Origin of the sequence: Mameliella sp. MMSF_3455 (assembly GCF_030733205.1) — a bacterium.
Classification (GTDB): domain Bacteria; phylum Pseudomonadota; class Alphaproteobacteria; order Rhodobacterales; family Rhodobacteraceae; genus Antarctobacter.
On the sequence record NZ_JASHJL010000001.1, the window covers coordinates 61382 to 80819 of the forward strand.

The 19438-nt window shown below is 64.1% G+C and carries 18 protein-coding genes; 8 read left to right on the forward strand and 10 right to left on the reverse strand.

Annotation, left to right across the window (positions count from 1 at the left end; genetic code table 11):
* Nucleotides 1-178: 178 nt before the first annotated feature.
* A complete protein-coding gene (locus tag RBB42_RS00330; protein ID WP_305968600.1) occupies nt 179-2464 on the forward strand; it encodes an arginine/lysine/ornithine decarboxylase in 2286 nt (761 codons plus the stop codon).
* 212 nt (nt 2465-2676) lie between these two features.
* On the opposite strand, the gene RBB42_RS00335 is transcribed toward RBB42_RS00330, so the two are convergent.
* The 6 genes from RBB42_RS00335 to cysG all read right to left on the reverse strand — a co-directional run bounded on the left by RBB42_RS00335 (nt 2677) and on the right by cysG (nt 8265).
* A complete protein-coding gene (locus RBB42_RS00335; RefSeq protein WP_305968601.1) occupies nt 2677-3543 on the reverse strand; it encodes a ferredoxin--NADP reductase in 867 nt (288 codons plus the stop codon).
* 124 nt (nt 3544-3667) lie between these two features.
* The gene (locus RBB42_RS00340) at nt 3668-4057 is read right to left on the reverse strand and encodes a DUF934 domain-containing protein (RefSeq protein WP_305968602.1); all 390 of its coding nucleotides are present in this window, start codon (nt 4055-4057) and stop codon (nt 3668-3670) included.
* Nucleotides 4054-4806 carry a phosphoadenylyl-sulfate reductase gene (locus RBB42_RS00345; protein ID WP_305968711.1) on the reverse strand — a complete coding sequence of 251 codons (753 nt, stop codon included), beginning with the start codon at nt 4804-4806 and terminating at the stop codon, nt 4054-4056. Before RBB42_RS00345 ends, RBB42_RS00340 begins: the two co-directional genes overlap by 4 nt.
* Before the next feature lie 55 nt (nt 4807-4861).
* Nucleotides 4862-6535, reverse strand: a complete 1674-nt coding sequence (locus RBB42_RS00350) for a nitrite/sulfite reductase (protein ID WP_305968603.1) — start codon at nt 6533-6535, stop codon at nt 4862-4864.
* Between the two features lie 42 nt (nt 6536-6577).
* Complete coding sequence (locus RBB42_RS00355; RefSeq protein ID WP_305968604.1) at nt 6578-6877, reverse strand: DUF2849 domain-containing protein; 300 nt, start codon at nt 6875-6877, stop codon at nt 6578-6580.
* Complete coding sequence (gene cysG / locus RBB42_RS00360) at nt 6808-8265, reverse strand: siroheme synthase CysG (RefSeq protein WP_305968605.1); 1458 nt, start codon at nt 8263-8265, stop codon at nt 6808-6810. Before cysG ends, RBB42_RS00355 begins: the two co-directional genes overlap by 70 nt.
* A gap of 109 nt (nt 8266-8374) precedes the next feature.
* Here cysG and RBB42_RS00365 point away from each other — a divergent pair, with 109 nt between their 5' ends.
* Nucleotides 8375-8863, forward strand: a complete 489-nt coding sequence (locus RBB42_RS00365; protein WP_305968606.1) for an Lrp/AsnC family transcriptional regulator — start codon at nt 8375-8377, stop codon at nt 8861-8863.
* 20 nt (nt 8864-8883) lie between these two features.
* Here the strand turns inward: RBB42_RS00365 and RBB42_RS00370 are convergent, their stop codons facing one another.
* Complete coding sequence (locus RBB42_RS00370) at nt 8884-10059, reverse strand: cytochrome P450 (RefSeq protein ID WP_305968607.1); 1176 nt, start codon at nt 10057-10059, stop codon at nt 8884-8886.
* A gap of 57 nt (nt 10060-10116) precedes the next feature.
* Between RBB42_RS00370 and RBB42_RS00375 the strand changes: the two genes are divergently transcribed.
* The 5 genes from RBB42_RS00375 to RBB42_RS00395 all read left to right on the forward strand — a co-directional run bounded on the left by RBB42_RS00375 (nt 10117) and on the right by RBB42_RS00395 (nt 16715).
* A complete protein-coding gene (locus RBB42_RS00375) occupies nt 10117-11859 on the forward strand; it encodes a sensor histidine kinase (RefSeq protein WP_305968608.1) in 1743 nt (580 codons plus the stop codon).
* 76 nt (nt 11860-11935) lie between these two features.
* A complete protein-coding gene (locus tag RBB42_RS00380; protein ID WP_306043587.1) occupies nt 11936-13162 on the forward strand; it encodes a sigma-54-dependent transcriptional regulator in 1227 nt (408 codons plus the stop codon).
* Between the two features lie 292 nt (nt 13163-13454).
* Nucleotides 13455-14459 carry a DctP family TRAP transporter solute-binding subunit gene (locus RBB42_RS00385; RefSeq protein WP_305968609.1) on the forward strand — a complete coding sequence of 335 codons (1005 nt, stop codon included), beginning with the start codon at nt 13455-13457 and terminating at the stop codon, nt 14457-14459.
* Between the two features lie 83 nt (nt 14460-14542).
* Nucleotides 14543-15277 (forward strand): TRAP transporter small permease, encoded by a 735-nt coding sequence (locus RBB42_RS00390; RefSeq protein ID WP_305968610.1) that lies wholly within the window; start codon nt 14543-14545, stop codon nt 15275-15277.
* A 4-nt stretch (nt 15278-15281) separates the two neighbouring features.
* A complete protein-coding gene (locus RBB42_RS00395; RefSeq protein WP_305968611.1) occupies nt 15282-16715 on the forward strand; it encodes a TRAP transporter large permease in 1434 nt (477 codons plus the stop codon).
* A gap of 63 nt (nt 16716-16778) precedes the next feature.
* On the opposite strand, the gene tpiA is transcribed toward RBB42_RS00395, so the two are convergent.
* Nucleotides 16779-17531 (reverse strand): triose-phosphate isomerase, encoded by a 753-nt coding sequence (gene tpiA, locus RBB42_RS00400; protein WP_305968612.1) that lies wholly within the window; start codon nt 17529-17531, stop codon nt 16779-16781.
* A 108-nt stretch (nt 17532-17639) separates the two neighbouring features.
* Between tpiA and RBB42_RS00405 the strand changes: the two genes are divergently transcribed.
* Nucleotides 17640-18533 carry an isopenicillin N synthase family dioxygenase gene (locus RBB42_RS00405; RefSeq protein ID WP_305968613.1) on the forward strand — a complete coding sequence of 298 codons (894 nt, stop codon included), beginning with the start codon at nt 17640-17642 and terminating at the stop codon, nt 18531-18533.
* Nucleotides 18534-18565: 32 nt separating this feature from the next.
* Here the strand turns inward: RBB42_RS00405 and RBB42_RS00410 are convergent, their stop codons facing one another.
* Together RBB42_RS00410 and RBB42_RS00415 are read right to left on the reverse strand one after the other, a co-directional pair.
* Complete coding sequence (locus RBB42_RS00410) at nt 18566-18889, reverse strand: TfoX/Sxy family protein (RefSeq protein WP_305968614.1); 324 nt, start codon at nt 18887-18889, stop codon at nt 18566-18568.
* On the reverse strand, nt 18886-19269 hold the full coding sequence (locus RBB42_RS00415; protein WP_305968615.1) for a HesB/IscA family protein: 384 nt from the start codon (nt 19267-19269) through the stop codon (nt 18886-18888). The genes RBB42_RS00410 and RBB42_RS00415 overlap by 4 nt, the downstream gene beginning before the upstream one ends.
* Between the last annotated feature and the right edge of the window lie 169 nt (nt 19270-19438).

A 19438-nucleotide genomic window follows, 5' to 3' on the forward strand; every position in this document is an offset into this window, starting at 1 on the left:
CGCCGGGACGATCTGGCGGACCTGGCGACTTCCCGGCTCGGAAAGAGGCCGTACCGCAAAGAGATCGTGCGCCCTGTGGATCTTGGATGCCTGTTCCGCGTGGTCTATCGTGACGTCAACGCGGTTGCCGAGGCTTTGAGAACAATCCCGCGTCCAGGGTCGCATCAAGGATAAACAGATGAAGTTTCGCTTTCCCATCGTCATCATCGACGAGGACTTCCGGTCCGAAAACACCTCGGGCTTTGGAATTCGCGCGCTTGCCGGGGCGCTGGAAAACGAGGGGTTCGAAGTCCTGGGCGCAACCAGCTACGGCGACCTGTCACAGTTCGCGCAACAGCAAAGCCGCGCCTCCGCATTCGTCCTGTCCATCGACGACGAGGAGTTCAGCCCCGGCCCGGACCTCGATCCGGCGGTTCTCAACCTCCGGCATTTCATCGAGGAAGTGCGTTCCAAGAACGAGGACGTGCCGATCTACATCTACGGCGAGACGAAGACATCGCGGCACCTGCCGAATGACGTCCTGCGAGAGTTGCACGGATTCATCCACGCCTTCGAGGACACGCCCGAATTCGTCGCCCGCCACATCATCCGTGAAGCGAAGAACTATCTCGAATATATCCAGCCGCCGTTCTTCAAGGCGCTTCTCGACTACGCCGAGGACGGCTCGTACTCGTGGCATTGCCCCGGGCATTCCGGCGGGGTCGCTTTCCTGAAATCGCCCATCGGGCAGATGTATCACCAGTTTTACGGCGAAAACATGCTGCGAGCCGATGTCTGCAACTCGGTCGAGGAACTGGGGCAACTGCTGGATCACAATGGGGCCATCGGGGCGTCGGAACGGAATGCGGCGCGGATCTTCAATGCCGATCACTGCTTTTTCGTGACCAACGGCACCTCGACGTCGAACAAGATGGTCTGGCATCACAGCGTTGCCCGGGACGATGTCGTGCTGGTGGACCGCAACTGCCACAAGTCGGTATTGCACGCGATCATCATGACCGGAGCGATCCCGATCTTCCTCAAGCCGACGCGCAACCACTGGGGCATCATCGGCCCCATTCAGCGGTCCGAGTTCGAGCCGGAGGCGATCCGCGCCAAGATCCGGGCAAATCCGCTATTGGAAGGGCTTGATGCCGATCAGGTGAAACCCCGCATCCTGACGCTGACGCAATCCACCTATGACGGTGTTCTCTACAATACCGAAGTGGTGAAGGACCTGTTGGACGGTTATGTTGAAACGCTGCACTTCGACGAGGCCTGGCTGCCTCATGCCGCCTTTCACCCGTTCTATGGCACCTACCACGCGATGGGGCGCCGGAGGCCGCGCACGAAACATTCCGTGACCTACGCCACCCAATCGGTTCACAAGCTCCTCGCCGGAATCAGCCAGGCCAGCCATATTCTCGTGCAGGACTCCGAGGAGACGAAGCTCGACCGTCACCTGTTCAATGAATCCTATCTGATGCACACGTCGACAAGCCCGCAGTATTCGATCATCGCCAGTTGCGATGTCGCGGCGGCCATGATGGAGCCACCGGGTGGCACCGCCCTGGTCGAAGAAAGCCTGCTGGAGGCGCTCGATTTCCGGCGGGCCATGCGCAAGGTCGACGCAGAGTACGGCAATGACTGGTGGTTCCAGGTCTGGGGACCGGACGAGCTTGCCGAAGACGGGATTGGACGAGCCAAGGACTGGGAGCTCAAGAAGACCGACAGCGAAGCGGTCGAAAGCTCGGGCGAAGACGCTTGGCACGGCTTTGGCGACATGGCCCGCAACTTCAACATGCTGGACCCGATCAAGGCGACGATCATAACGCCCGGGCTCAACATTGATGGCCGGTTCGAAGAAACCGGCATCCCGGCCTCGATTGTCTCGAAGTACTTGGCCGAACATGGCGTCGTTGTCGAAAAGACCGGCCTCTACAGTTTCTTCATCATGTTCACTATCGGCATCACCAAAGGCCGGTGGAACACGCTTCTCGCCGCGCTCCAGCAGTGCAAGGACGATTATGACCGAAACCAGCCGCTTTGGCGCGTCATGCCGGAATTTTGCGCCAAGCAGTCCCGCTACGAACACATGGGGCTCAAGGATCTGTCCCAGCATGTGCATGAACTCTATGCGAAATATGACGTGGCCCGTTTGACAACCAAGATCTACACCAGCGATCATTACCCGGCCATGTCGCCATCAGAAGCCTTTTCACACATCGCGCGGAGAAAGACCGAACGGGTCGGAATCGACGATCTCGAAGGTCGTGTGACCACAAGCCTTGTTACCCCGTATCCACCGGGTATTCCGCTTCTTGTTCCGGGCGAGATCTTCAGCAAGGAGATCGTGGACTACCTGCGTTTCAACCGCGAATTTTCCCGCGAATGTCCCGGGTTCGAGACCGATATCCACGGCCTGCTGCAAGAGACCGGCAAGACCGGCGAGGTCAGCTACTTCGCCGACTGCGTCGCGCAGTGACCAGCGCAACGGTGCGCGCCGAGCGCGACCAATCGCGTGGTGCCATTCAGGCCTGCCGCGGGGCCCGACCGTGGTCGCCGCGCCGCGCGTGATTGAGACCTTGCAGGCGGACTGGGTCGTGGTCTTGTGCCCCGATACCGAATGCCTATCCCCGCAATGCAAAAGGGCCGCCCGATCGGACGGCCCTTTCGCTTGCCTGAGGCAATGCTTTCTCAGTCGAGAAAGGCCTTTTCGACAACGTAATGCTTGGGGTCGGAATTCGCGCCTTCTTCCAGCCCGTATTCCTCCAGCATCTCTTTCAGTTCAAGGTTGAAGGCCAGATTGCCGCAGATCATTGCCCGGTCGGTGTCGGGGTTGAGCGGGGCAACGCCCAGGTCCTTGAAGGCCTCGCCCGAGCGCATCAGGTCGGTGATGCGGCCCATCTTGGCGCTCTCTTCGCGGGTCGTGGTCGGGTAATACTTGATCTTCTTCCAGAAGCCTTCGCCGATGACCTCGGCCAGCAGTTCGTCGGTCTTCAGGCTTTCGATGATGTCGCGGCCATAGGTCAGTTCGCCGGCCTCGCGGCAGGTGTGGGTGATGATGATCTCATCGTAGTCCTCGTAGGTCTGCGGTTCGCGCAACAGCGAGGAGAAGGGCGCAAAGCCGGTGCCGGTGGCGAAGAACCACAGCCGCTTGCCGGGCAGCAGGGCGTCGTGCACCAGCGTGCCCACGGGCTTGGGCCGAAGGATGATCTGGTCGCCCGGCTTGATGTGTTGCAGCTTCGAGGTCAGCGGACCGTCCTGCACCTTGATCGAGTAGAACTCCAGTTCTTCGTCCCAGGAGGGCGAGGCGATGGAATAAGCGCGCAAGAGCGGTTTTTGCTTGCCGGTCTTGGGATCGGGATCGCCCATCAGGCCGATCATGACGAATTCGCCCGAGCGGAAGCGCAGCGATGCGGGGCGCGTGCAGCGGAAGGAAAACAGCCGGTCGGTATAGTGCTTGACCTCGGTCACGGTCTGGGCGTCCGGCACGGCAAGGGTGCGGGGCGCGCGGGCGGTCTCGGTTGCGGTGGCGTCGGTCACGGGGCTCATCTCTGTCATGTCGTCCTGCCGGCTAGGTAAACCGGCACCTTATATCTAGCTTTGATCTGCATCAGGTGAAAGGCGGCGCAAGGGCGCGGGCCGGGATTGCCCCGGCCTGCGCCCGTCAACGTCGCTAAATGCGTCAGGCGGTGCCGCGCATCCGTGCCTGGTAGTCATGGGCGCGCCAATCGGCGCGAAAGACCCATTGATCCTCCGGCTGGCGTTCGGCCAATGCCTCGTCGATCTCGACCTCGTCGAAACCGGCGCGGCGGGCCATTGCATATTGATCCGCGATCACATGCCCGCGCGCCCGCAGGCGGCCGGTGTACCCGCGCAGGCGCAGAAGACGCGCCAGGGTAAAGCCGCGCCCGTCCGCAAAGCTGGGAAAGTCGATGCGGATCATGCCGGTGTCGTCGTCAAAGGCGAGGCTGTCCGGGGCGGTGTCGGACGGCAGGTCCTGGGCTGCCGGACCGTCGAAGTCGCCGTTCCAATCTTCGGCGTGAAAGCCGTCGTCGCGCACGATGATCGTCATGCCTTTTCTCCTTGTGTCTCGCCGCCACCGGGGGCGTTTCTGACGGGGCGGCCATTCACGAAATGGATGCCGCATTCTTCCTTGTCCTGCCCGCGCCAGCGGCCCGAGCGGGGATCTTCTCCGGGTGCCACCTTGGACGTGCAGGGCTGGCAGCCGATGGATGGATAGCCCTGTGCCACCAGCGGATGCTTGGGCAGGCGGTTCTCCTCCATGTAGGCACGTACGTCTTCGGGCGTCCAATGGGCCAGCGGGTTCAGCTTGATCCGACCGGTGCCGTCCTCGAGTTCAAAGAACTCCAATGCGGCGCGGGTGCCGGACTGATAGCGCTTGCGCCCGGTGATCCAGCCGTCGAACCCGTCCAGTGCGGCGTTCAGCGGCTCTGTCTTGCGCAGGGCGCAGCAGGCATCGGTGTCCGTCATCCGCAGCGCTCCGTATGGGTCGCGCTTGTCCAGTGTCTCGCGGTCGGTGCGGATGATCCGAAGGTTCTCCAGCCGCAACCGTTCCGCCACTTCCTGCTGGTAGGCCAGGGTTTCCGCGAACAACAGCCGCGTGTCGATGAACAGCACCGGCGTCTTTCGGTCCACCATCGCCACCAGGTGCAGCAGCGCCACCGATTCAGCACCGAAGGAGGACACCAACGCCAGTTGCCCGGCGTCGGGATCGCGCAACGCGCCTTCCAGGACCGAGGTGGCGCTGTGATGGCGATAACGCGCGTTCAGCGCCGCGACCCGTTCGGCGCGGTCGGTCATGTCCTGCCGCGCGTCCTGCGCGGCAGGTCTGGGCGGGGTGAAGGCATTCATCGGATCAGGCCGCCTCGGACCGCTTGTCGGCCTTTTCACCGTAGAGTGCCGTCTTGAAGGGCGCCATGCCCAGGCGGCGATAGGTCTGCAAGAAGGTCTCATCGGCGCTATCGCGGTTGTCGAGGTATGCGTCCACGATGCGTTCGATGGCCGGCACGATTTCTTCGGCCGAAAATCCGGGGCCGGTGCGGGTGCCAAGGGCCGCGGTTTCGGTGTGATCGCCGCCAAGGGTGATCTGGTAGTTCTCCACCCCAGCGCGGTCCAGGCCAAGAATGCCGATATGGCCGACGTGGTGATGCCCGCACGCGTTGATGCAGCCCGAGATCTTGATCTTCAGGTCGCCGATCTCGTGCTCGATCTTCAGCTCGTCGAACCGCGTGGCAATCTCCTGCGCGATCGGGATCGAACGCGCGGTGGCCAAGGCACAATAGTCCATGCCGGGGCAGGCGATGATGTCGGACACCAGCCCGATATTGGCAGTGGCCAGCCCGTGCGCCTTCAGCCGGGCGTGGATCTCCGGCAGGTCGTCCTTGTGGACATGCGGCAGGATCACGTTCTGCTCGTGGCTGATGCGCAACTCGTCATGGCCGAATTCCTGCGCGATGTCGGCCATGACACGCATCTGGTCCGCCGTGGCGTCGCCCGGCGTTTCGCCATGCGCCTTGAGGCTGATCTGCGCGATGGCATAGCCCTCGGCCTGGTGGTCGGACAGGTTGGTGTCCGCCCAGGCCCGAAAGACCGGATCGTTGTCATAGGCACGGTCAAAGGCCGAAACGGGGCGTTTCGTGAACGAAGGCGCCGCGAAATGGCCCTTGATCGTTTCGAACAGGTCAAGGTCGGCGCCGTTGAAGGCGGCCTTAGTCTCGACGAACCGCGCTTCGACCAGACGGCGGATCTCTTCGATGCCGTGCTCGTGCACGGTGATCTTGATGCGCGCCTTGTACTTGTTGTCGCGCCGACCCAGCAGGTTCCAGACCGAGACGACGGCCTCGACGTAGGGCAGCAGGTCTTCTTGCGGGACAAACTCGTTGATGATCTTGCCGATCATCGGCGTCCGTCCCAATCCGCCACCGACCAGAACGGCATAGCCGATCTGCCCGTCCTTCTCGACGATCCGGATGGCCAGGTCATGGGCGGCAGTCACGGCGCGGTCATTGGGCGAGCCGGTGACGGCGATCTTGAACTTGCGCGGCAGGAACTGGAATTCCGGGTGATCGGTCGACCACTGGCGCAGGAGTTCGGCCACCGGGCGCGGATCTGCGATCTCATCGGCTGCGGCCCCGGCAAAGTGATCGGCGGTCACGTTGCGGATCGTGTTGCCCGATGTCTGGATGGCGTGCATCTCGACCTCGGCCAGCGCGTCCAGCATGTCCGGCACGTCCTTGAGCTTGGGCCAGTTGTACTGGATGTTCTGCCGCGTGGTGAAATGGCCATATCCCTTGTCCCAGCGCTCGGCGATATAGGCCAGCTGCCGCATCTGGGCGCTGTTCAGGGTGCCATAGGGGATGGCGACGCGCAGCATGTAGGCGTGCAATTGCAGATACAGGCCGTTCATCAGGCGCAGCGGCTTGAACTCGTCCTCGGTCAGCGAACCGTCGATGCGGCGCTCCACTTGGGCGCGGAACTGGCGGTTGCGTTCCGCCACGAAAGCGGCGTCGAAGTCATTGTATGCGTACATCTGTCGTCTCCTTTGCGCCTTGGCGCGTGGGGTCGGAAAATCTTACAGCTCGGCCTGTTTGCCGTGCGCGTAGTTCGAAGGGCCGGTGCGGCGGAAAGCCTCGCGGAAGTGCGTGGGTTCGGGGCCGTCGGCGCCAGGTGCCATGTCGGCGAGGTAGACGCCGACCACCTCGGAATGCCGCGCGCTGGCTTCGACCAGCCGCAGCTGGGCGTGGGCCTCGTCGGTCAGCAGTTCCGCCTCGCGCAGGTCCGGGCTCCACCGGTCGTCGGCGGTCAGATAGACGACGTCGCCAGCGAGGAGGGCGTTTGCTGTGACGACTTTGGGAGTGAATTTGCGGGCCAAGGGTGAGCCTCCTGATCGAATGTCGTGACGGGAAGGCCATCGCGCGGGGCGAGGCCGTAAAGCATGAGGGCAGGGCCGTCGAAACCGGCGGTGCCAAGATCGGCGGCCAAACGGTCCAGCGTGGTTTCCAGCACCTGCTGGTCGGGACGCGAGGCGTTCTCGACCACGGTGACGGGGGTGTCGGGCGCGGCGCCGTGCATCATCAGCCGACCCTGCAGGAAATGCGCGGCGCGCTTGCCCATGTAGATCGCGGCGACCTCGCCGGGACGGGCCAGGCTGCGCCAGTCGTGATCGGCAAAACCCTGCATGTCGTGGCCGGTCATCACCCGCGCCGCGGCATTGCGCCCGCGCTTCGTGATCGACTGGCCGATCGAGGCGACGGCGGCAGAGGCGGCGGTGATGCCGGGCACCACGTCATAGGACAGGCCCGCGGCCAGGACCGCCTCGATTTCCTCGTCCAGGCGGCCGAAGACGGTGCAGTCCCCGCCCTTGAGCCGCACCACCTGCGCGCCATCGAGACCGTGCTTGACGATCAGCGCGTCGATGTCTTCCTGCGCGGTGGAGGGGCCGAACCCGGTCTTGCCCACATCGATCATGGTGGCCTCGCGGCGGGCCAATTCCAGAATCGGTTGCGGCACCAGCCGGTCGTGGATCACCACGTCGGCGGCATCCAGCGCCTTGCGCGCCTTCAGGGTCAACAGGTCGGGATCGCCGGGGCCGGCGCCGACAAAGGAGATGTGCCCGGGGCGCTGATCGCGCTCAAGATGACGGGCCAGCAGGTCGTCCAGCGCCTCGTCGACGGCCTCTTCTCCCTGCGTGATGGCGCGGGGACCGGCGTTGAAGTAGTAGTCCTGCCAAAAGTCGCGGCGTGCGCGGCCAAAGGGCAGCGCCTCGGCCATCTTGCGGAACGTCTTGCCGATGCGCGCCAGCGTGCCCAGCGTGGCGGGCAGGCGCTCTTCGAGGTCGGCCTTGATCGCCCGGGCCAGAACCGGGGCGGCGCCCTCGGTGCCGATGGCCACGGTCACCGGGTCGCGGTCGACGATGGCAGGCGTGATGAACTGGCTGTCCTGCAGGTTGTCGACGACATTGACCAGCGCACCCTCGGCGCGGGCCAGCGCGGCCGTGCGGGCATCTTCGTCGGCGTCCTCGTTGGCGCCGTAGAACAGCACGGCGCATAGCGTGTCGCCCGGTTCCAGGGCGCGACGCACCAGCGTCAAGGCGCCTTCGGCGGCCCAGGCGATGATCTGGCTGTCGGGATGGGCGGCAAAGACGGTGATCTGCGCCTCTGTCTTGAGGAGCAGGCGCAGCTTGGCCAAAGCGGCATCGCCGCCGCCGGAAACAATCACCCGCCGCCCGGCGAGATCGAGAAAGATCGGGAAGTGCTGCACTTCGGAACTCCTTGCGTCTGCCCTTGATAATAGGAAATCGTCCCCCGTTTTGCCTATGGGGCTGGAAAACTAAGAACGTTTGTTCTATCAAGTGTGCGTAGGTGGAGGAATGTTCCAATACCGGCCGAGAGGAAGAACAGCCGTGAAGATCGACGAGACAGATCGGAAAATTCTTGCGGAACTGCAGCGTGATGCAGGGCAGTCGCTGGACGAGATCGCCAGGAAAGTGGGGTCCTCCAAGACCCCGGTCTGGAACCGGATTCGCAAGCTGCGCGAGGGCGGTGTGCTGGGTCAGCAGACCGTTGTCCTCGATGCCGAGAAGCTGGGTTTCGAGGCGACGTTCTTTGTTCTCATCCGCACGTCCGAGCATGAGGCGGACTGGCAGGCAAGGTTTCTCAAGGCGTTGAAGGAACGCCCCGAAGTGCAGGAGGCGCATCGGCTGGCGGGCGATATCGACTATATCCTGAAGGTGCGGGTGAAGAACGCCCGCGCCTATGACGTGTTCTACCAGGCGTTGATCTCAGAGGTGAAAGTGCACAACGTCACCGCGCTCTTGTCGATGGAAGAGATCAAGGCGACGACGGCACTGCCCTTGTGACCGCAGGCGCTTGGCCCGGGTCAGGGTGTGCTGACGAGGAGCCGCTCCAGTCCGTGAAAATGATACAAGTTGGCGTAGCGCGGAGGTTCGGCCAATCGCAAGGTCGGCAGGCGTTCGAACAGGATCGGCAGCGCCGTTTGCAGTTCCAACCGCGCCAGCGGCGCACCGACGCAGAAGTGCAGACCGGCGCCGAAACTGGTGTTGGCGCTGATCGGGCGTGCCGGATTGAAACGCGCCGGGTCGGGCCAGACGGCGGGATCGCGGTTGGCGGCCCCCAGCAACAGTGCCACCTGGTCTCCGCGCCGGAAGGGATGCCCGAAAACCTCCACCTCTTCATAGGCGTAACGGGTGAACATGTGCAGGGGCGGGTCAAAACGCAGGATCTCCTCGACCGTGGTGTCGGCCGAATCCGGCGTGATGCCATGCCCGCGTTCCAGCAGGCATTTGATACCGTTGCCCAGCGTGTGCACGGTCGCCTCGTGGCCCGCGTTCAACAGCAGGATGCAGGTGGTGATCAGTTCTTCGGTCGAGAGCTTCTCGCCATCCTCTTCGGCGGCAATCAGATGCGTCATGAGGTCATCGCCGGGCTGGCCGCGTCGGGTTTCGACATAGCCCTTGAGGAAATCGGAAAACTCCTGCGCTGCGCGCGCTGCACTGTCCTCGATCGCGCGGTCACGGCGGGCCTGGTACATCGCGACCATCGCGTTCGACCAGGCCAGCAGTTGTTCTGCCTGGGCCTCCGGCACTCCCAGCAGGCGACAGATCACGATCACTGGCAGCGGTTGGCAAAAGCCGGTCAACAGGTCGCAGTCGCCTTCGGGCAGGCGGTCGATCAGCTCATGCGAGAGCTGCGCGATCTCGGGCCCCAGCGCCTTGATCCGGCGCGAGGTGAACGCGCGCAGCACAAGCCCTCGCAGGCGGGTGTGGCGCGGCGGTTCCAACTCCAGCATGGAATGCGCCTCGACCGCGTAGAAAGGGGCCATGTGGGGCGGGACAGTCGGGGCCAGTTCCGGCGGGATTTCACGCCCGAAACGGCGGTCGCGCAAGAGCGCGCTGACCGCCCGGTGAGAAACCGCGCAGGGCATCGCGTAGTCCTCCCACCAGGCCAGGTCGCCGGCGGCGCGCATACGATCGTAGAACGGGTAGGGGTCCTGGACGAATCCGGCTTCGGTCGGGTCTTGGGAAAAGCGCTGCATGGCGGATGCTTGGCGTGTCTTGGCAGCACAGGCAAGAGGGGTCTATGATCGCTGGTCATGAGAGACGGACCCACAGCACGCGCCCCCATCGTCGGGCTGTTCCTGGCCGCGGTCGCGGGGCTGGGCTGGATCGTCTGGACCACCAGCTATGCCGAGGCGCTACGCCAGGTCGAGGCACAGGGCCGGTCGGACCTGAGGCTGGCCGCCGACAGGCTGGTGACAGGGTTGCAGCGCTATCGCTCTTTGGCGGTGTCACTTGCGGATCACCCGGCCTTCGCGGCCTTGCACACAGGTGGCGGCCGAGGCGCGGCAGAGGCGGTGCTGTTGCGCAACCTGGACCAGACGGGCGCGCTGAACGCCTTTTACGCGGATCGCGACGGGCGCGTCCTGGCCTCTGCACGGGGCGAGGTCCCTGTCGATCTGTCGGCACAGCCCTGGTTTCTTCGGGCGGTCAATGGGGCTCTCGGGGCCGATCGCGGGATCAGCGCGGGCGCTGCCCGGCGGGCCTATTTCCACGGTGCGCCGGATTTCGGACCTGATGGCAAGGTGCGCGGCGTGTTGGTCCTGGTGGCTGACATCGAGGCGCTGGAATGGGAATGGAGCGGGTCGCGCCCTTCGGTCTTCTTTACCGACGCGATGAACCAGGTCTTTGTCACCAACCGGTCGGAACTGCTGTTCTGGCAGCGCACCGACAACGCGATGATCGGCCCCGGCGGGGCGGTTGTCGATGTCGACAGGCGGATGGTCGGCGAACATGAGGTCTGGCACCAGCGTCTCAGCCCCTATGTCCCGCCTGCGGCGCTGCACCTGGTTCAACCGCTTCCGGTGATCGGCCTGACCGGAGAGGCGCTGGTGGACGTGGGGCCGGCGCGCAGGCTTGCCTGGTTGCAGACTGCCGTTGTGGTCGTGCTCTGCCTCTTCTTCGGTTCGTTATTGTTCCTGGCGACCGAACGGCGGCGCGCGCTCAGCATCGCCAACGCGCGACTGGAAGGCCGGGTCAGGGACCGCACGCAGGATCTGGAACAGGCGAACCTGGCGCTGCGGCGCGAGGTGTCGGAACGCGAAGAAGCCGAGGCCGCGTTGCGACGGGCGCAGGCAGAGCTGGTGGAGGCTGGCAAGCTGAGCGCGTTGGGGCAGATGTCGGCGGGCATAAGTCACGAGTTGAACCAGCCGCTGATGGCCATCGGCCAGTTCGCCGAGAACGGCGCGGCCTTTCTGGACAAGGGCAAGCCGGAGAAGGCGCGCGCCAACCTGGACCGGATCGCGGGGCTGGCGGCGCGGGCGGCGCGGATCATCAAGAACCTGCGCGCCTTTGCCCGAAACGAGGCCGAGCCGATGGGCAAGGTCGATGTGGTGGCGGTGCTGACTTCGGCGGTGGAGATGACGGAGGCCCGGTTGAAATCCGATGGCGTGACACTGCACTGGAACCCGGCATCCTGGCCCGCGCCGATCTGGGTCATGGGCGGCGAGGTGCGTCTGGGGCAGGTTTTCGTCAACCTCATCAACAATGCGGCCGACGCCATGTCGGGACAGGAGGTCAAGGTGATCGAGGTCTCGCTGGTGCTGGGCGACCGGCTGGAGGTACGGGTGCAGGACAGCGGACCCGGCATCGCCGATCCGGAGAAGGTGTTCGAACCCTTCTATTCGACCAAGCAGGTGGGCGACGGGATGGGATTGGGCCTGTCGATTTCCTATGGTCTGGTGCAAAGCTTTGGCGGCCGCATTCGCGGCACCAACACGGAAACCGGTGCGCTGTTCTCGGTCGAACTGGATTACTGGCGGGCGGAGATGGCCGCGTGAGGACAATCAACGACGCATGTCCCGCCCTGCGCACGAAACCTCGCCCCGCCCACCGTCCCTGGGGAGGCCCCACATGATGGTCAGCCGGGTGCTGCTGGTCGATGACGACGCCTCGGTGCGAGAGGCGCTTGGGCAGTCGCTGGAACTGGCGGATTTCGATACTCTGACGGCGGGGTCCTTCGTCGAGGCCAAGGACCGGATCCGCCCGGATTTCGAGGGCGTGATTGTCTCGGATATCCGGATGCCCGGGCGCGATGGCTTTCACCTGTTGGATTATGCGCACCAGCAGGACCCGGAACTGCCAGTGATCCTGTTGACCGGAGAAGGCGACATCCCGATGGCGGTACGGGCCATGTCGCAGGGCGCCTTCGATTTCCTGGAAAAGCCCTGCAGCCCTGCGGATTTCACCGCCGTCGTGCGCCGCGCGCTGAAGACGCGTGGCCTGGTGCTGGAAAACCGCCGGCTGAAGGCGCAGCTGGAAACCGGCGACCCGGCGGCGCGGCTGATCTTCGGAATCTCTCCCGCGGCGGAACGGCTGCGCGCCCGCGTGCGCATCGCCGCGCGTGCCGGAACAGAGGCGCTGGTGACGGGCGCGCCGGGCACCGGCATTTCCAAGGTGGCCGAGGTCATCCACCTGGCGTCACCCCGCGCCAAGGCGCCGTTCCAGAAACGCGCGGCGGCGGGGCTGGACCGGGCCGAATTGCAGGCGCTCTGGCAAAGCTGCGCGGGTGGGTCGCTGTTTCTCGACGGGATCGGCGCGCTCAGCCAGGACACGCAATTGGCATTGATCGACCTCATGGAACAGGGCGACGCGGTCTTGATCGGTGGCAGCACGCAGGATCTGGCGGTTGCCGCGGAAAAGGGCGAGATGTCCAGTGATCTCTACTACCGGCTCGAGGTTTGCCAAGTGCGTATCCCGTCGCTGGCGGAACGGCCCGAGGACATCCCGGTTCTGTTCCGGCATTACGTCGCCCAGGCCGCGGAACAGGCCGGGCTTGCGCCACCCGAGATCACCGAGGACCTGATCTCCAGCCTGATGGCACAGGATTGGCCGGGCAACGCCCGTGCATTGATGAGCACGGCCATGCGCTTTGTGCTGGGTCTGGGCGACGTGGCCGCGCCGGAAGGCAGTCTCGGCCTGGCCGAGCGAATGGCGCAGGTCGAACGATCCCTGCTGATCGAGGCGCTGCGCAAGAACGAGGGACAGGCACGGCTTGCCGCCGAGGCGCTGAAACTGCCGCGCAAGACCTTTTATGACAAACTGGCCAAATACGGCCTGAAACCCGAGACCTACCGGGGCTGATGCCGCATCCCGCCTGTGGGTACAGGGATTCGCGACCATTGCATGATCTGTGCGGATTTCCGCACAGCGAGCGGAAACATCTGTGCGGAGAACCGCACGGGTCGCGACCGGACCCTGGCGCTTCGTCTAGGGGTTCTACTGTAACAAATTGATTTTGTGTTATAAAGTGGACATAAGGGCGTTTTCCATCACGCGCACTTGATCCGATTCGGAACTGGCGGCTTTCTATTCGGCATCCGGTGCCTCGAGGAGGGGTGCCGCGAAACTGAAAACCGTATCTGGGAGGATACCCATGAAAAAGTTTCTGATGACCGCCGCGGCGGCGGCCCTTGTCGTGACCGGTGCCACCGGTGCCCAGGCCGCCTGCGACGAGGGTGAGCTTGTCATCAAGTTCAGCCATGTCACCAACACCGACCGTCACCCCAAGGGCATCGCTGCCACCCTGCTGGCCGAGCGCGTGAACGCCGAGATGGACGGCAAGGCCTGCATGGAGGTCTTCCCGAACTCGACCCTCTACAACGACGACCAGGTGCTGGAGGCGATGCTGCAGGGCGACGTCCAGCTGGCCGCGCCCTCGCTGTCGAAGTTCGAGCAGTTCACCAAGCAGTTCCGCATCTTCGACCTGCCGTTCATGTTCAAGGACATCGATGCGGTCAACGCCTTCCAGCAGTCCGACACCGGGCAGGAGATGAAGGAATCCATGACTCGCCGCGGCCTGCTGGGCCTGGCCTTCTGGCACAACGGCATGAAACAGATGTCGGCCAACAAGCCGCTGGTCGATCCCGGCGATGCCGAAGGCCTGAAGTTCCGCGTGCAGAACTCCGAGGTACTCAAGGCGCAGATGGCAGCCCTGGGCGGCAGCCCGCAGCCGATGGCCTTTTCCGAGGTCTACGGCGCATTGCAGACCGGCGTTGTCGACGGGCAGGAAAACACCTGGTCCAACATTTACGGCCAGAAGTTCTTCGAGGTGCAGGACGGCATCACCGAGACCAACCACGGCGTGATCGACTATCTTGTCGTGACCAACGTGGATTGGTGGGAAGGCCTGGACGCAGACGTGCGCGACCAGCTGGCAACAATCATCGCCGAGGTGACCGAAACCCGCAACGCGGAGAGCTTCAAGGTCAACCAGGAAGCCAGGCAGGCGATCATCGACGCCGGCGGCACGGTACGCGAACTGACCGCCGAGCAGCGCGCGGCCTGGGTCGCCACGATGAAGCCGGTCTGGGACCAGTTCGTCGACGACGTGGGCCAGGACAAGATCGACGCCGCACAGGCGATCAACAGCAACATGTAATGGCCTGAGCGCCGAACGCCCGGCCCCCGTGACGGTATGGGGGCCGGGTTTTTTGTACCCGAACCGGGGCAAGGAGGGGGACCATGTCAGCTCACAATCCACCGAACGGTATGTTCGGACGTTTCATCGACGAACTGGAAGAGACGGTGATCGCGCTCATCCTTGGCGCGATGACGATCATCACTTTCATCAACGTCGTGTTGCGTTATGGCGTGAACAGCCAATTCGGCCGCTGGCTGGAGGGCCTGCTGGGCGTGGACCTGCCCGGTGGCCTGATCTGGGGGCTGGAGGCGACCTCGTTCCTATTTGCCTGGCTGGTTCTGTTCGGGGTCAGCTACGCGGTCAAGAAGACCGCGAACCTGGGCGTCGACGCGGTGCTGAACGTTGTCTCCGCCCCGACCCGCAAGGTCATGACCCTGATCGCGGCAGCGGTCTGCATCGGCTATGCCTTCCTGCTGCTGAAAGGTGCCTGGGATTACTGGGCCAACTTCGCCAATCTGCCGCAGACCACGGGCCGCTGGTTCCCCACCGGGTTCGAGGAAATGGGCCGTACCTCCTACCGTTCCTGGTACGAGGTGATCGACATTCCGATGCCCGAGTGGCTGCGCTTCATCGAGCCCTGGATCAACGAGGGCGAAGCTTATGAAAAGATACCCCGTTTCATCCCCTACGTCATCCTGCCGTTCGGCGCGCTCTTGCTGCTCGTCCGCTTCATCCAGGCCACCGTCCGCATCTGGCGCGGCAAAGCCGAGAGCCTGATCGTCAGCCACGAAGCCGAAGACGCGGTCGAAGACGTCGCGCACATGAACAAGGACTGATCCGATGGATGTTGTCATTCTCTTTGGGATGGTGATCGGCCTGATGCTGATCGGTGTGCCGATTGCCGTCTCGCTCGGGTTCTCCTCGATCGTTTTCCTGCTGGTCCTCAGCGACACCTCGCTGGCCTCCATCGCGCAGAGCTTTTTCCAGGCGATGGCCGGGCACTACACGCTGTTGGCTATTCCCTTCTTCATCCTGGCGTCCAGCTTCATGTCGACGGGCGGCGTGGCGCAGCGGATCATCCGCTTTTCGATCGCCTGCGTCGGGCACCTGCCGGGCGGTCTTGCCATCGCCGGTGTCTTTGCCTGCATGTTGTTCGCGGCGCTTTCCGGGTCTTCGCCTGCAACCGTGGTCGCCATCGGGTCCATCGTGATCGCCGGTATGCGCCAGGTGGGGTATTCCAAGGATTTCGCCGCCGGTGTCATCGCCAATGCGGGCACCCTTGGCATCCTGATCCCACCGTCGATCGTGATGGTTGTCTATGCCTCCGCCACCGACGTTTCCGTGGGCCGCATGTTCCTGGCCGGTGTCATCCCTGGCCTGATGGCGGGCACCATGCTGATGGCCACGATCCTGATCATCGCCATCATGCGCGACCTGCCCAAGGGCGAATGGAAAGGCTGGGGCGAAGTGGCCGAGGCTGGGGGCGACGCGCTCTGGGGGCTCTTGCTGATCGTCATCATCCTGGGCGGCATCTACGGCGGTATCTTTACCCCGACAGAGGCGGCCGCGGTCGCGGCGGTCTATGCCTTCGTGATCGCGACCTTCGTCTATCGCGACATGGGGCCGCTGGCCGGCAAGGACGGGGCGCCCAACACGCCGCTGATCCGCAAACCCATCGCCCTGATCACCGCCTTTTTCCACAAGGACACCAAGAACACGCTGTTCGAGGCGGGCAAGCTGACGGTCACGCTGATGTTCATCATCGCCAACGCGCTGATCCTGAAGCACGTGCTGACCGACGAGCAGATCCCGCAGCAGATCGCGGCGGCGATGCTGGACGCCGGGTTCGGTCCGATCATGTTCCTGGTGATCGTCAACGTGATCCTGCTGATCGGCGGTCAGTTCATGGAGCCTTCGGGTCTTCTGGTGATCGTTGCGCCGCTGGTCTTTCCGATTGCGCTGCAACTGGGCATCGACCCGATCCACCTGGGCATCATCATGGTGGTGAACATGGAAATCGGGATGATCACGCCGCCGGTGGGGCTCAACCTCTTCGTCACCTCCGGTGTCGCGGGCATGCCCATGATGCGGGTCGTCAAGGCGGCGCTGCCTTTCCTGGCCGTGCTTTTCGTCTTCCTGATCCTGGTAACCTACATCCCGGTCATCTCGACGGTCTTGCCAGACAACGTCATGGGGCCGCAGATCAACTGCGAGGGCGCACCGCCCACCAACCAGCTCGAGGCCGCCTTCTGCGAGGCGCGCGCTGCGGAATAAGGAAAAGGGCCGGGAAACCGGCCCTTTTTTCTTGTCACGATAAGGATCGGCGCGCCTTGCGCTTCAGGCTTCCATCGGGGCGGCGTTCAGGGCCTCGATGATCGGCAGGAAATCCGCGGCCTTGAGGCTTGCGCCGCCGACAAGGGCGCCGTCGACGTTCGGGACGGCAAAGATCTCGCCGGCATTGCCGGGTTTGACCGAGCCGCCATAAAGCAGCCGGGTCGACCGCCCGACGCCGGCGCCGAAACGGCGTTCCAGGCGGGCGCGAATGAACCCGTGAACCTCGCCGATCTGTTCCATCGTCGGCACCTTGCCGGTGCCGATGGCCCAGACCGGCTCATATGCCACCACAAGCCGGTGCGCGGTGGCCCCGTCGGGGATCGAGGCGGCCAGTTGCCCGCCGATGATGTCCAGCGTGTTGTTGGCCTCGCGCTGGTCCAGGGTTTCGCCGACGCAGACGACCGCCGTCAGGTTGGCGTCCCAGGCGGCACGGGTCTTTTCCCGGATCAGGGTATCATCCTCGCCGTGATCGGCGCGCCGCTCGGAATGGCCAAGGATGACGTAGCTTGCCCCTGCATCCGCCAGCATCGGCGCCGAAAGATCGCCGGTATGGGCGCCCGACGCCGCGGCGTGGCAATCTTGGCCGCCGATCGCGATGCCCGTCGCGGACTGGGCCGCCGCCGCGATCAGGGTGGCAGGCGGGCACAGCAGGATTTCGGCCGCGCCGTCCGCAGCGGCACCCATCGCCGCCAGTTCGTCCAGCGCAGCGCGCGTTCCGTTCATCTTCCAGTTGCCCGCGGCCAGTTTGCGTCGCATGTGCCCTCTCCTTTTTGCGGGGCCAAGTGTCACCGGGCGCGGCGCGACGTCAAGCCCGGTTGCGGTGCACGCGACCTCGTGACAAGGGGCTGTCAGAAGGAGAGGCTCATGATCCCCAGACTTGATGCGGCAAAGATCGCGGCGCGCGATCCCGAGGCCCTGGCGGCGTTGAAGTCGGGTGCGGAACAGAGCGGGTTCCTGACTGTCTACAATACCGGGATCACCCAGGCACGCATGCGTTTCGTCCTGGCGGCTTACCGGGCGTTCTTCGACTTGCCGGAGGCCGAGAAGCGCGCCGTCGATATGGCGGCAACGGGATCGAACCGTGGCTGGGGCGCGTCACTCAGCGAACAGGTCGATCCCGAGGCCAACCCGGACTACAAGCAGGTCTTTGATTGCGGATTCGAGGCGCCGGACACGGGGCTGGCGGTTTATGCCGCCAACCTCTGGCCAGAGCGCCCCGAGGGGTTCCGGCAGGTGATCGAAGCCTATTACCGCGATGCTATGGCGGTGGCGATGGACCTGCTGCGGGGAATTGCCGAGGCAATTGGCGAGGACCGGGGCTTTTTCGACGACAAGTTCGCGCGGCCGATGGCCTTGCTTCGCGGCAATTATTACCCGCCGCGCCCGGGCTGGGCGGGCGACAAGGATTTCGGCATCGGAGCGCATACCGACTATGGGTGTCTGACATTTCTGGGGACAGACGGGGTGCCGGGCCTGGAGGTGCTGACGCCCGAGGACGACTGGCTGCCGGTGCGCGCCGATCCGGGCGAGTTCATCATCAACTTTGGCGAGATGCTGGAGATCTGGACCGGCGGACGGGTCAAGGCGACGCTGCACCGGGTGCGGGGATCGGCGGATGAACGGATCTCTGTGCCGTTGTTCTTCAACCCCGATTGGGACACCAACGTGGCGCCGATAGGGTCTGGAGAGATGGTCTCGGCCGGGGCACACCTCGAACGGCGGTTCAACGAGACCTACCTGCACCTGAAGGCCGGGTGACGTGGGCGTCCTTGGGGGGCGGGGCGCGGCGGTCAAAGGTGCTGCAGGGCCTCACGGGCCAGGGCAACGGCCTCTTCCGGATCGTCAAGCGCGGCACCGGGCAGGGTCCAATAAGGCATGGCCGCGCTCTGGCCCGTCTTGCGGGTATAGGTCCATCGCGTGCAGCCCATGTCTTCCAGCCGGTCGATGAAGGCGCCCGCACCCTTGAGGTATATGCCGCCCTCCGGGTGCAGGATCGCGAAAATCGTGCCTTCGTGGTACAGGCACAGACCGCCCATCATGCGGCGGGTGGTGATGTCTCCGAGGCCCGAAAAGAGATCGCGGGCAAAGGCGATCTCTTCGGCGGAGACGCTCACCCCTGGCTGCCCTGCTCGGCCGAGAGTTCCTCGACATCCTTGAACTTGATGGATTCTCCGCACCCGCAGGCGTCCACGACGTTGGGGTTGCGGAACTTGAATCCGGATTCAAGCAGCGATGTCTCGTAGTCGATTTCCGTGCCAAAGAGGAACATCTGCGCCATCGGCGCGATCAGGACGCGCGCGCCGTCCTGTTCCACCACTTCGTCGTTGGCTTCGGAACCGTCGACGTAATCCATCGTGTATTCCATGCCCGCACAGCCGCCTTTCTTGACGCCGATGCGCAGGGCGTATCGTCCGTCCCGCTCCATCAACTTGCGGATCTGTGCCACGGCGGTGGGGGTGATCGTCACGGGGGACTGACCGGGTATGCCAAACATGTGTGAAACCTCACTTTCATACCAAGATTTAAGGGAGCGGGTGCCTCTACTCAAGAGGCAGGCGGCGCGCGCTGTTGTCGCCGGGTATTTCAGACTGCGGATCGGGGTTGAGGTGAACCGATTTTTCGGGGCGCTTGCAACTGTCATGACCGTGATTTCAGGCACTGCA